General features: G+C 44.3%; 11 protein-coding genes. 6 read left to right on the forward strand and 5 right to left on the reverse strand.

Translation table 11 applies throughout. The features are described from left to right. The 5 genes from ACCI49_RS14615 to ACCI49_RS14635 form a co-directional block, all read right to left on the reverse strand. Positions 1 to 1,953: hemagglutinin repeat-containing protein (locus tag ACCI49_RS14615; protein ID WP_371839776.1), on the reverse strand; the 1,953-nt coding region annotated here is incomplete at its 3' end. Between the two features lie 16 nt (positions 1,954 to 1,969). Further along, positions 1,970 to 4,540 carry a hypothetical protein gene (locus ACCI49_RS14620; protein ID WP_371839777.1) on the reverse strand — a complete coding sequence of 857 codons (2,571 nt, stop codon included), beginning with the start codon at positions 4,538 to 4,540 and terminating at the stop codon, positions 1,970 to 1,972. 160 nt (positions 4,541 to 4,700) lie between these two features. Beyond that, positions 4,701 to 5,036 carry a hypothetical protein gene (locus ACCI49_RS14625; RefSeq protein ID WP_371839778.1) on the reverse strand — a complete coding sequence of 112 codons (336 nt, stop codon included), beginning with the start codon at positions 5,034 to 5,036 and terminating at the stop codon, positions 4,701 to 4,703. A 10-nt stretch (positions 5,037 to 5,046) separates the two neighbouring features. Further along, positions 5,047 to 5,373 (reverse strand): hypothetical protein, encoded by a 327-nt coding sequence (locus ACCI49_RS14630; RefSeq protein WP_371839779.1) that lies wholly within the window; start codon positions 5,371 to 5,373, stop codon positions 5,047 to 5,049. 508 nt (positions 5,374 to 5,881) lie between these two features. Beyond that, on the reverse strand, positions 5,882 to 6,046 hold the full coding sequence (locus ACCI49_RS14635) for a hypothetical protein (protein ID WP_371839780.1): 165 nt from the start codon (positions 6,044 to 6,046) through the stop codon (positions 5,882 to 5,884). A gap of 1,278 nt (positions 6,047 to 7,324) precedes the next feature. On the opposite strand from ACCI49_RS14635, the gene ACCI49_RS14640 reads away from it, so the two are divergent. The 6 genes from ACCI49_RS14640 (at position 7,325) to ACCI49_RS14665 (ending at position 13,543) form a co-directional block, all read left to right on the forward strand. Next, positions 7,325 to 7,894, forward strand: a complete 570-nt coding sequence (locus ACCI49_RS14640) for a hypothetical protein (RefSeq protein WP_371839781.1) — start codon at positions 7,325 to 7,327, stop codon at positions 7,892 to 7,894. Between the two features lie 755 nt (positions 7,895 to 8,649). Further along, positions 8,650 to 8,949 (forward strand): hypothetical protein, encoded by a 300-nt coding sequence (locus tag ACCI49_RS14645; protein ID WP_371839783.1) that lies wholly within the window; start codon positions 8,650 to 8,652, stop codon positions 8,947 to 8,949. A 111-nt stretch (positions 8,950 to 9,060) separates the two neighbouring features. Further along, the gene (locus tag ACCI49_RS14650; protein WP_371839785.1) at positions 9,061 to 9,798 is read left to right on the forward strand and encodes a hypothetical protein; all 738 of its coding nucleotides are present in this window, start codon (positions 9,061 to 9,063) and stop codon (positions 9,796 to 9,798) included. A 701-nt stretch (positions 9,799 to 10,499) separates the two neighbouring features. Then, entirely contained in the window at positions 10,500 to 10,733 is a 234-nt protein-coding gene (locus ACCI49_RS14655; protein ID WP_152452014.1) for a DUF5062 family protein, read from the forward strand. A gap of 831 nt (positions 10,734 to 11,564) precedes the next feature. Continuing rightward, a complete protein-coding gene (locus tag ACCI49_RS14660; protein WP_371839786.1) occupies positions 11,565 to 12,500 on the forward strand; it encodes a hypothetical protein in 936 nt (311 codons plus the stop codon). Positions 12,501 to 13,339: 839 nt separating this feature from the next. Continuing rightward, a complete protein-coding gene (locus ACCI49_RS14665) occupies positions 13,340 to 13,543 on the forward strand; it encodes a cold-shock protein (RefSeq protein ID WP_252472993.1) in 204 nt (67 codons plus the stop codon). The last annotated feature ends 234 nt before the right edge of the window (positions 13,544 to 13,777 follow it).

Below are 13,777 nucleotides of genomic sequence, written 5' to 3' on the forward strand. Positions count from 1 at the left end.
GCCTGCGGCAAGAGCAGCATTCCACCAAGTTGTTCCGGCTAGACTTGATCCACCAGAGGCTACTGCCATCGCTACAGTTATAACAGCAGCAAAAGCCGGGGAGATACTGGTACTAGATTCATTCCATTTGTCGTATTGGAGTTCAATCGCCGTCCAGTCCGCATCGGGAAAATTCGTTCGGACCTCGGCCATCCACTCCATGCCTTCGAATTTGGATAATTCGGCTATTTGTTCATCAAGGGAGAGTTCAGGATTCCCTTCATACTCAACTGAAACGCCACCTAGGGCCTCGACAGCAAAACCACCAACGATGGAGTTGGGTACTCCGGTCTCAATTATATGGCCTTTGTTTTTAGTCGTAACTGTAAATAAGCCCTTCTTAACCGAACTATAGGTATAGTGATCAGTTTCGGCTGTCATCAAAAGATTAACTTTACCGCCTAGAGCTTTGACCTCAGTACCCAAACCACTTTTGATATCGGCAGCTCTGAGTGTGATATCACCAAAGTCACTGTGCAAACGGATGTTTTTTCCTGCATCTAAAAGAGAGCGAATAGCTACAGTCTGATAGACCGACTCCTCAATCTTTCGCTTACCAAACTTCCCTTTCTTAAAGGACTGAGTTACTTCCAGCTCATCCTCGATAGTAATGCCGAGCCCTGCAAGCAACTCAATATGGCCTCGGTCACTCACAATTTCTGCAGCATCCAGGACAATCTGACCACCAGCGATTAGCTGGATCGTTTCTTCCGCAGTAAGTTTTGACTGTAGATAGCTAACTCCAGACCTCTGTACATACCAACCACCCTGCTTTCCATCAAGGCTGGAGGTAATATTTTGTGTACCTATAAATATATTGCCATCCGCCGCAAAAGTTAGCTGATCTCCAGCACTAACTGTAACGCCTTGTAAGACAATATTCGTATCACTGCGAACTAGTAAATCACCATTCGCAGATATGGAAGTCACCTCGCCAAAGAAGCCCCCCGTCTCATTACCTAAGTCATAACGATGGACCAAAGTCTTTGCTTCAATACTCCCCGCAGCAATAGTCAAATCACCACAGTCATCAATCTGACTAGACAGTAAGCGAAGAGAGCCGCCTACCACGATATCTAGATCACAGCTACTCACACTACTATTTTGGGCTACGAAATCACCGGCTACATTCAGAAATGCTTCTCGGCCCAGCTTAATATCTACATCGTGAAGCGTAATACCCGCGAAACTAGTATTACCATTTAGCTGTACTTTGTGGTTGGTAACTTTATACTTACTAATCGTATCTGCACTGAGATATACAACCGGAACAACAACTGTTTCACCCCGAATAACCCTGCGCTCTGGCCAGATCATATCGTAGGGACTGCTTTCCCGGTCAAACTTACTAGCTGGAATAGGGTCGCCGTAGATTTCAGAAGTATTAGCAGCACTCGCATAAAGATAAGCATTATCGTAAAGCGTCTTTATCTGGGTAGCTTCATCTTTATACAACCCTTGCGCATGATCAGAATCAATAAGGTGGCGCCCCAATAGCTCATGAATTTGATCTCGTACATATCGCGACTGAACAAAAGAATCCCCTACCAGCTTAGGGTTTTCATAAACTGGTATAAAGGTAGTGATATCACTCACCCCAATCGGAACGTAAGTAACTTCACCAAGAGCCTCAATATGCTCTTCTTTTAAGCGATTATAAAAGCCCTTGATATCGTCAAAGCCTCTCTGGGCTGTAGTATCAATATAAGGTGCTACAGTATATTGATAACTTCCATTTCCCGAGGAGAATTCTATTTCAGCAATTGAGTCCAAAACCTGCTGAATTTGCCCTGATGATAGCGCCACAGCATATGCAGGTAACATCACCTGAAACAAGAAGCAGAAAACAATCAAATGGGTGAAGAAACGCATTCCCATACCTTTCTTTTGACTGGTGTTTATTTCTTTATTCATTTTTAAAACCTACTCCTTAGCTCCACCAGTCGAATTCTGCAAAGAAATTAGCAATAGTACTTTTTAGTGATTCATAGGCGTCTTTCATTACTGCAAAAAGCGAAAACTCTTTACTCTCAGTTTTACTTCTTTCACCATCTGTAACATTGAATGGAATACAGCTACTTGAGCCTGAACACCCGTTAGACTCAATTACATCAAAATACCACTCATGGGTCCAAAACAACTGAAGCGTATCATTGGTAACTTTGTCGTTTGTGGTAAAAGTTTGATTGGACATAGTACCCCAAAGAACGGGAACGTTATTTTCATCTTCCGCAAAAGCTTGATCTCCGTATAATTGCTTATGGTAGTAGAAATAATCTCCCCAGCCATCAGGGGCATGCGCTTTATATAGAGCCGCTACAGCAAGGTCCTGAAAGCCATCAAAGGTATTTAAAGTCAAACTTTCAAAATCTGCGTTACTGCTTACATTACCATGAATAAAAAACAAAGAATCTGCATATCGCGCATCATTAATAACGATTTGCGTATCTGGACCCGTTTGCCCGGTACAGATAATATCGAAACCTCTTGGTAGATTAGATGACCCTACACATAAATCAAACTTATCAATAGTAGTTTTACTTATTCCTTTATGAGCTATTCCATAATCATTTACGCGGCCCACAACAACTGTGTCGCCTTTACTATTAAGCACTCCACTTGTAAAAGTAGCATCGCCAAATATTTCCAGGTAGCTGGCATTATTTACTAAACCTTTAGAAGTATAAGTTTCCAGGTCGCCAAGTGATACGATAATACCAGGGGGCGAATATGTGTACGATCGACTATCAATAGTTTCTTGGGTCTCGGTATCCAAGGTTAAGGAGTCAGTGCTTGAATAAAAGTTCCTATCTAGTAGCGTAAGGTTTCTATACCGCTCATTAGTAATATATGGGGCTTCTAGCCTCATCCCCCCATCTTTATTATTTGTACGCAGGATAGCAGATGAGTTTAATATATAATTTGCAGCCTCAACTTCCAGGCTATCCTCTCCAGCAACAACGGTTTGATTTACCCTACTACGCATCAGGAGCGTATATTGGGTATCAGGCACCTGCTCCCAGTAGGGGTTTATATTCTCAAAGCCCTTCGTTTTAATTCGTACTCGTTGACCATGGATTTGTGCAGAAGTGTCTGCAGGCTGGCTATAATTGTGCGTAGTACTAACATTCACACCATTTCTGTAGTAAGTACCAAGCTCCGATGTTTCGGATGCAGTGAGAATTAAATCATCTGAAACAAACTCTAATAAATCATCTACACTCGATTCCGGCGCCAGGTAAGGTGTACGTGAACCATTCCTAACAAAGCCACTTTCTGACTGGACATCTACGGTTCCTCCAGTGAGTCGGCCACCGAACTGGTTATAGACATTTTTATCAGCCCATACTGCTAGTGTTTTTCCACCTTCCAATTGGCCAAAGTTCACAAACTCATTACCAGCCAATTCAAGGTCATGCGCGAACAAATCCGCCCTATTTTCAATACGGCCTTTGGCAATCGCTTTAAGGCCAAGCCCTTCAATATTACTATTAGCGATAGGGAATAAAAGATCACTGTTTGATTTAAAGGCAATATCACCATCACTTTTGATATCCCCTTCAATTTTAGTGGTGCAGTCTCCAAAAGACTGAACCGTTATCGATTCTCCTGACAATAGAATTTTATCCCCATAACGTACGGAGGATAAAAAGTCACTGGTAGTATCTATATTTGTTTCAAGAAGGAAGCAATCACCAGTAGTTAACTTTACTGCAGCACTCTGTATTTTCCCTTCAAGCAGCTTAGGCTCCGTTGGCCTAAAATTATAATACACTTCACTAATACGCTGCGATGTATAGTCCCACTTATCAATACCAACTATGGCATTAACCATACCGGTACCGAGTAAATATTTGCCACTATCCGATGGAGTAAAGCCACCACTTACCTTATCCACAGGCTGCTGCAAATCAATGGTGCCGTTAATATTTAAATGTGCTGACAATACCTCTAAGATTAGCGCGCCCGGTGCATCCATTCCATTGATTGAAATAGATCCATCCGTTGTGGATAGCTCCCCAATGCTACTCGTGCTGTCGCCAATACTACCGCGCGCTGTTGCCATAGTAATTCGGGGAATATTTCCAAAACTACAATTGGCACACTTTATACTACCACTCTCATTATCCTCAGATATGAAGAGTACATCAGCGGGCGTACCTAAAACCTCAACAGCGCCATTTAGGGTGATATCGTTGGCCATTATTACGATCAGCGATGCCGGCTCCACCACTGTAGAATCTTCAAGCTCACCCGGAATATTTAGAAGCTGAAGAGGTTGACCAGACACCGAGAAGGTATTAAAGCGATTATAGGAGATTCCGCTCGCATTCGCGGGCCTAATTCGTAATGTGTCAACGTTTTCATTATCAATAAGAGTAATTTCATCAGCATGACTACTCCAAGGACTGATCGTAGAGGCATTAACCCCTATGTTCACACCTACTAAGGCAAACCCTAGTAAAACCGCCTTAGCAAAGACGCGAGACTTTAGCCTCATATATCCCCCGCTCCCTATATCTTTATTTAAAATCTATAAATCATTATTTTCTTTAATTACATGTAGCCAATACACGCAAAGCTACTATATGCTTTACAAATTCATTGCATAGGGCTACATGTCATTCATAACTTTATTAGTACCGATAACTGGCCTCTAATCATTGTCTATCCAAGGTTACATATGAAATTTTGCACCCTGCAGTCCCTTCGGCCACCCTTACTTGCACCTTTTTATCCGCCAGTTGCGCTGATAATAAAGTGGAGTATATGGCATCAGCACCTGTATAATTATTCAAGTCCAATGTTGCGTAAACTCCAGATTCCGCATCACAATCTAATAATTTCTCATCACCACTGGTTCCCACATGTACAATTCCATGACTTGTCACATAGAGTCTATCAACATACACACCAACACATGAATGGCCAGAGCACTCTGCATTCGCAAAATTAGCGATGAAAGTCATTACAAACATATAAAATATTTTTTTCATTTTATTCTCCTTATTCGTGCCTTATATAGTTGATAACGCACCTATCCTCTATCTTATTTTCAAGGTTTCTGAATTGGATGCACATTTTTTGACCTGAAGCTTTAGCTGCTAAGGCCATCGAAAATACCAATTCTTTATTATTAGAGTTATGCGGAATATAAAAACCACCTTCGCAATTTTCTGGGTTTGACTTATATTCAATCCAAACCCCGTAAGTATCACTACCCTCCGCCCATGTTCTTAGACGCTGTATTTCGCCGCAAGCTGTACCTAAGGCCTCAGTCGCATACGATGATGCAGCTACAAGAAAGACTACAATAAAGAGCACGTATTTCACTTCATTTACCCTCATTAACATTTCATTAGATTGAGAAATTTACCCCCAAAGCTTATTTGTTACTTTGTCTTCTTTTCAGCTTTCACCAAAAGCCAAATCCTTCTGATATAGTGCAGGAGGTTTATGAGCCGGCATTTTCGCCGCTATGAACCTCTTTGGGAAGCCCTAATACTCAACTGACTTCTATTTTTCTCTGATAACTGAAAGCGGTAGTCTTAATACTGCTATCAAGAGCCAACCATAAGGGGAAAGTGATTCTTTATTCACCACCTCAGACGACAAGCCCAGCTTAATCTTTAAAAGTAAAAAGTGGCTTTTGACTAGCCTGGCAAGCACGCTCCTCAAACTATTTGATTGGTTTTTGAACAACCCTATTGATCTGCGAATGCCTTGCCAAGGTCAATATAACGCCAACTGCCATCCGGATTGCGCTCTACCAACTGTTCCATACCCATTTCATCGGTAAATTTCTCAACCTGGGCGCCACCCTTTTCTGAGCCAATATGAGTCAGTTTACCCAGGCGCTTCTGAATTTGCGCATAGGGCCGGCCTTTGCGAGCACGGCAAAGCGCAGATCACTACTCCACTTATATTCCGGGCCTTTCTTTAGCGCCAGGGCAAGCTGGTCTAGCTTGCTGTTAAAGCGCTCTTCCAACTTTTGTCGATAGGGCATTTGCTGTTGGCGCCAGCGTTGGTCACTGTGGCTATCTTCAAGGCTTTGCCGCTCCTTTTGGTAGACATATTCTTTTTCGGCGCGAGCATCTGCTCTGGCCCGACTTTTTCTTCGCTCTTCACTGGATTTCAGGCCCTCTATAAACTGTTAGCCCTGGAAAAATCCATTTGCCGCATTGGACCTACTCAATCCAGACATTGCCCGCCCCTAAAAAAGTGCACCGACTGCCAGCCCGGCAAGCGCACCGATTACGGCAGTTGTACTAGGGGATGCAGTATTGTTGCCGTCACGTATAAAATTGAATAAACCAAATTTAGAGCCAGCAAGCGCAACTAAAGACTTTTGGCGTGACTGGTCTAGCAAGGAATCAAAAAGTGACTCTATTGTTTTTGCGGTTGAATCGTTACGTCGACAATCAAGGCTACGATAGGTATAAATCGGGTAGCCGGTAGTTTCTAGCTACCGGCTACCACACCACCCATCGTGCGGGTCCGCAATGGGCGGTTTCCTATCGGCAATGAATCTCTACCCAACGATAGCGTCGAGCAGGTCTTCATTTGACTTGAGTGTCATGGCAGTGCGCAACCTTAACTTTATCCGACTGGAAACATATCAGTAGGCTATCCCTGTCTTTTAACTCGGGGATTTAGCTTCAGGCCTTCACCGTGTCCATGCTATTAATCTTGGCATTAGGCTACTATGCCGTCGGCTAACTTCTGTTTAATCACCTGGATCATTACTGACCGAGGCGCTACTGTGTTCCACCAATTTTTTCTATCCCCGCGATGGTGGCTAGCGGGTTGGGCCAACTTATGAGTCAGCGGCCACGCTGACAGCTTCACAGCAGCAAGTTAAACAGATCTCCCCAGATAAGAGCGTGAACTTTCACTACACAACTGCATCATTTACTCTACCTGTTAGATCACCCGACTTCGGTGTTCTTGGCCACCTCGCCTCCAGGCTAAGACTTATAGGATGTTTCTGTTCGTCGGCTCTCAGTTTTGCTAGCAGCTTCCTCCCCACAAGACCTCGCGGTTTTGCAGTTGCCATTCGCTGGTAGTTAGCATTTAATGACGCCCGTTAAACGGTGATCTTCCTGCACGGGACTTTCACCCCATTAGTCCACGTCCATGCTGGGCGTACCAAAGCCAAGCATCTGACGGCTTTTCCGTTGCTTGGCTTATGCGCTAGGCGCTACGCTAGCGCAACACCAACAAACTACAAAGCGGCAGCTGTTGGTGGCGTTAGCATTTTAGGTAATTGAAGTCGAGTGTGATTATGCGTAAATTCATATTAATTGTGTTGGTGGTAATATTAAGTGGCTGCGCATCTTTAGAAAATATAGAGTACCAGGGTGAGGATGCGGGTTATTTGGTCATAACCTCAATAATTGGTCAAGGTGCACAGCGTGATGGTTCGTACATCATCATGTTTAGGGAGAGTGCTAATTATCAAGCATCGCATAGGCTTTACTATTCCCCAGGGAATCTATTTTATGCAAAGCCACCAGATTTTACCAATCATGAAGGCAAAGGGTTTGTGCATATAGTAAAACTTAAGCCTGGTAGTTACCAGTTACACCGTTGGTATGCAGCTAACAATAATTGGAGTGTTTCTCCTGATGAGTATGTTGTTACTGAATTTGAGGTCTTTCCGAGTAAAACCACTTATGGTGGTGCTTATATATTTAAACCGTTTAAGGGTAAGAATTTACTGGGTATGAGCGTCTTTGGCGGCTTGGAATTTGTTCCTTCACCAGATATTGATCGTGATCATGAAATTGCAGTTGCTAAAAAACCAGAAATATCGAGTCTGGAGTTAATCAATGCTAAATCGGGTAGCCGGTAGTTTATAGCTACCGGCCCCCACACCACCCATCATGCAGGCCCGCAATGGGCGGTTCCCTATCCGTAATGAATCTCTACCCAACGATAGTGCCGAGCAGGTCTTCATTTGAGGTAAGTGTCATGGCAGTGCGCTACCTCAATTTCACCCAACTGGAAACATATCATTAGGCTAGCGCTATCTTTTAACTCGTGGATTTTAGGTTCAGGCCCTCACCCTGCCCAAGGTATTAATCTTGGCATTAGGCTACTATTCCGTCGACTGACTTCTGTTTAATCACCCTGCTCATTACTGACCGAGACGCTGCTGTGTCCCACCATTTTTGTCTACCCCACGATGGTGGCAAGTGGGTTGGGCCTACTTATGAGTCAGCGGCCACGCTGACAGCTTCACAACAGCAAGTTAAACAGATCTCCCCAGATAGGAGAGTAAACTTTCACTGCACAAGTGTATCATTTACTCTACACATTAGATCACATGGCTTCGGTGCCCCTGGCCACCTCGCCTACAGACTAAGCCTTATAGGATGTTTCTTTTCGTCAACTCGTAATCTTACTAGCGGCTTCCTCCCCACAAGACCTCACGGTGTTGCAGTTGCCATTCGCCAGTAGTTAGCATTTAATGGAACCCATTAAATGGTGATCTTCCTACAGGAGACTTTCACCCCATTAGTTCACGCCCATGCTGGGCGTACCAAGTAAAGGCAATCCGACGCGCAACATGCACGCGCGGTTGCTTTAGGCGTTATGTTTCGAATCATGGTTGAAGAAGAACTTAAGATCGCATTGCTTGAAGCCGCTAGTTACTTTCGCTCTCGTGGTATCCCCGTATGGGAACTTGAAGCCCTAGGGGCAGTAAATAAAATAGAGAGAAATGACTTTAGCTTTTTAGAAGACCTTTGGATTAAATATGCACCAACTTGTGATATTGACGATTTGTTGGTCACAGAATATGCAACCGAAGATGAAGATAAGGTAAATAAGCTAAACACCCAGTTAGCAGAGATAGCAAATAAAGTGTTTGCGTTACTAGAAAGAGTAAAGTGTAAAAAAACATAACAAGCAGCAGCACGATCGCCCGCAAACTACGCGGGCTGGACGGCCTACGTTTCACTTCGGCCGCCCGTGTGCAGGGCGTTAGCTTTCGGAAGCCACTAAGGAACTATTGTTTTGACTAAGATTGCCGAAACCTATATCCATCTGGACATTAATCTCGATGAAAATAGTAAATCGAAATTAAAGGATTATCTTATTGCTCAAGCGCCAAAGTACGCTAAAGGCATATATGAACAATCGCTTCAGTTCGAAGCTTTTGTGGAAGATGGCTCGTTAAAAGTTTGGTTAACCTATGCTGGTATAATCTATGCAGGCGTTTCCGCGTATGGTTCGTTCCGATCTGGCATTGATCATCTAATTAAGGACGCGAGGGCTGTTTCCGAGATGGTTCTTGAGGATCTAAAAGATTCAGGTGTACCCGAACCTAAGATCATAAATTTCCAAAGACGCTTAGGTGTACCTGGCCAAATAAAGCGTACACTGTCAGAAGTTAAAAAACTTGATAATGAGCACCGAAATTTAACAGAGCAAGAAAGAACTGAAAGAATAACCTCGATTAGAAAATCGATGGAAAGAATTTCTAAAAACATCGACAATCAAGAAGATGCCGATGTTATACGAAACAATATTCCTAGCTTCCTCAAAAGCTCTATACCAGAGAGGCTGCCAAAGCGAGACATGGAGCGCGCCAAGATGATTGCACTAAGGCCTGAGGAATTTATTGATCGAAACTACCTTCCTACTAGTTACCCAGCCCTTTCTGTCGATACCAGTATTTCGACAAACTTATGGAAGAGCAATTTGTTCAAACTAGAAGAAACATCAAGTGGTATACAGTTTGTACCAAAGTAGCGACAAAGCTAAATCGGGTAGCCGGTAGTTTCTAGCTACCGACTCCCACACCACCCATCGTGCGGGTCCGCGATGGGTGGTTCCCTACCCACAATGAATCTCTACTCAACGACAGTGTCGAGCAGGTCTTCATTTGAGCTAAGTCTCATGGCAGTGCGCCACCTCAACTTTATCCGACTGGAAAAATATCGGTAGGCTAGCTCTGTCGTTTCACTTGTGGATTTTGGGTTCAGGCCTTCACCATGTCCAAGGTATTAATTTTGGCATTAGGCTACTACACCACCGGCTGACTTCTGTTTAATCACCTTGATCATTGCTGACCGAGGCTCTGCTTTGTTACACCACTTTTGTCTATCCCCGCGATGGTGGCTAGCAGGTTTGGCCTACTTATGAGTCCACAGGCCACGCTGACAGCTTCATAGCAGTAAGCTAAACAGACCTCCCCACAAGACATCACGGTATTACAGTTGCCATTCGCTAATAGTTAGCATTTAATGGAATCCATTAAACGGTGATCCTCCTACTGGGGACTTTCACCCCATTAGTCCACGCCCATGCTGGGCGTACCAAGCGCCTGCAATCTGACCTCCCACCACTGTCACCTTTTTTGCCAAAACCTTGACAAAAAAGGCGCCAGTAGCCTCCGGAAGTTGAGGTGGGCGTTAGGTGCGAAATATCGACAACCTCTTTGAGGCATGATAATGAAGAAACTCAAAAACGAAAAAGAGTTAGTGAAAAAGGCTATAGCACTCGGTACTGCATATGGCACCAAGCGAGGAGTTGTCGAATTCGAAGCTACCGATTCAGCTCACGAGAAACTCGAATATATTTATCGTCTTTTAGTTCACGATAAAGTAATTCAACCGCTTCAAGAAGACAAAATATCACAGAAGGCTATCATGCATAGGTTGGCAATTTGGGCCTCAAAGCAATGAGCGCTCTAATAGGGTTTTCAACTAAATCGGGTAGCCGGCAGTTTCTAACTACCGACCCCCACACAACCCATCGTGCGGGTCCGCAATGGGCGGTTCCCTATTGGTAATGAATCTCTACCCAGCGATAGTGTCGAGCAGCTCCTCATTTGAGTTGAGTGTCATGACAGTGCGCTACCTCAACTTTATCCGACCGGAAATATATTGGTAGGCTAGCCCTGTCTTTTAACTCGTGGAGTTTGGGTTCGGGCCTTCCCCCTGTCTAAGGTATTAATCTTGACATTAGGCTACTGTGCCGTCGGCTGACTTCTGTTTAATCACCCTGGCCATTTCTGACCGAGGCGCTGCTATGTCCTAGCACTTTTATCTATCCCCGCGATGGTGGCTAGCGGGTTCGGCCTACTTATGAGTCAGCGGACACGCTGACAGCTTCATAGCAGCAAGTTAAACAGATCTCCTCAGATAAGAACGTGAACTTTCACTACACAACTGCATCATTTACTCTACCTTTAGCTCACACGACTTCGGTCGTCCTTGGCCACCTCGCCTCCAGGCTAAGCCTTATAAGATGTTTCTGTTTGTCAACTCGTATTTTGCTAGCGGCTTCCTCCCCACAAGGCCTCGCGGTATTGTAGTTGCCATTCGCTAGTAGTTAGCATTTAATGGAATCCATTAAATGGTGATCTTCCTACAGCGGACTTTCACCCCATTAGTCCACGCCCATGCTGGGCGTACCAAGGCCATCAACCATCGCCCACGACCTCCAAACCGATGCGCGGTTTTCCGGCCGATTATGGCGGCGTTAGATGTACGAGCATACTGAGAGGAATAAAATTGAAAATAATAGTAATTGGATTTTTTCTTTCTGTTATGGCTAGTGTGAGCCACTCTGCTGAGTTACTGCAAATTCCGGCAAATCCAGATAAAGGGTTCAATTACCCGTACCTGATAAAACTACCAGAAGTGGTGTCAAATCAGGATAAAATCTTTTTGATTGTCGAAACCAATAACACAGGAAAGGTTTCTGATGATTATGATGTCCATCTTGAAGCTGCCAAAAATGCAATTGTAGGTAATGCAGTTGGACCGTGGTTGTCTAAGAAGTTGTCCTACCCCATATTGATGCCGGTATTTCCTCGGCCTGAGTCGGCATGGCAAGTTTATACCCACGCACTTGATAGAGATTCTATGCTGGTGAAATCTGTACCATTTGAAAGGTTAGATCTGCAACTTAAAGCAATGATTGAAAATGCATACGATATACTGCGTGAGCGCTCGTTAAAGCTTCAGGATGGAGTCATACTGGCTGGTTTTTCGGCATCTGGAACATTTGCAAATCGCTTTTCACTGTTACATCCCGAAATTATTGAAATAGTTGTTGCTGGGGGGCTTAACGGTACATTGATGTTGCCTACGGCCTCACTTGAGAGTCATAGCCTGAAGTATCCCTTAGGCATAAATGATTTCAATCAAATAGCAGGTAGAAATTTTAATCTAGATGAATGGTTGACTATTAAACAATTTCTATTCATGGGTGAAAATGACACTAATGATGCTGTGGCATATGATGATGCGTACTCAGAAGAAGAACGTTTGGTAATCTATAAAACTACGGGTAAATCGATTCATCCAGAACGTTGGAGTAATTCTCAAGAAGCCTACAAAAAGTATGGAGCAAATGTGACTTTTCGTACTTTTAAAGGGGTAGGCCATGGCACCAATGGGACTGTACATAGCGAGTTCCTAGCATTTGTGCAAGGCAACATCTAAATCGGGTAGCCGGTAGTTTCTAGCTACCGGCTACCCATCGTGCGGGTCCACAATGGGCGGTTCCCTATCCGTAATGAATCTCTACCCAACGATGGTGTCGAGCAGGTCTCCACTTAACTTGAGTGTCATGACAGTGCGCTACCTCGACTTTATCCGACTGGACATATATCGGTAGGCTAGCCCTGTCTTTTTTCTCGTGGATTTTGGGTTTAAGCTTTCACCCTGTCCAAGGTATTAATCTTGACGTTAGGCTACTATGCCGTCGGCTGGCTTCTGTTTAATCACCTTGGCCATTTCTGACCGAGGCGCTGCTGTGTTCCACCACTTTTTTGCTATCCCCGCGATGCTGGCTAGCGGGTTGGGCCTATTTATGGGTCAGCGGCCACGCTGACAGCTTCACAGCAGCAAGTTAAACAGATCTCCCCAGATAAGAACGTGAACTTTCACTACACAACTGCATCATTTACTCTACCTTTAGATCACACGACTTCGGTCGTCCTTGGCCACCTCGCCTCCAGGCTAAGCCTTATAGGATGTTTCTGTTTGTCAACTCGTATTTGCTAGCGGCTTCCTCTCCACAAGGCCTCGCGGTATTGTAGTTGCCATTCGCTAGTAGTTAGCATCTAATAGACCCCATTAGTTCGCGCCCATACTGGGAGTACCAAGCAGCAGCACGTAAGCCCAGCAAAAAAACCGGGCAGGACGGCCTACACGCCGCTTCGCTCTGTTTCGGCCGCCCGTGTGCTGGGCGTTATGTCTAAATATAGTTAAGAAACCTTTTTCGTGATGGTGATAACGAAGATAGGTAATAGCAATCACCCAAAAAGAGTCTATTTAGTATGAGTACAGGTACGGTAAAGTGGTTCAATGGTGACAAAGGTTTTGGTTTTATTACTCCGGATGATGGAAGCAAAGATCTATTTGTTCACCATTCAGAAATTCAAATGAGTGGTTTCAAATCTCTGGATGAAGGGCAAAAAGTAGAATATGTTGTGGGGCAAGGGCAAAAAGGGCCGTGCGCTAACAATGTAAAGTCGCTGTAAGATAGTTAACAGCATAAATCGGGTAGCCGGTAGTTTCTAGCTACCCGCCCCCACACCACCCATCTTACGGCTCCACAATGGGCGGTTCCCTATCCGTAATGAATCTCTACCCAACAATAATGTCGAGCAGCTCTTCATTTGCGTTGAGTGTCATGGCAGTGCGCCACCTCAACTTTATCCGACTGGAAACATATCCGTAGGCTAGCCCAGTCTCTTAACTCGTGGATTTAGGTT

The sequence above is a fragment of the Microbulbifer epialgicus genome (assembly GCF_041447265.1).
Taxonomy (GTDB): domain Bacteria; phylum Pseudomonadota; class Gammaproteobacteria; order Pseudomonadales; family Cellvibrionaceae; genus Microbulbifer; species Microbulbifer epialgicus.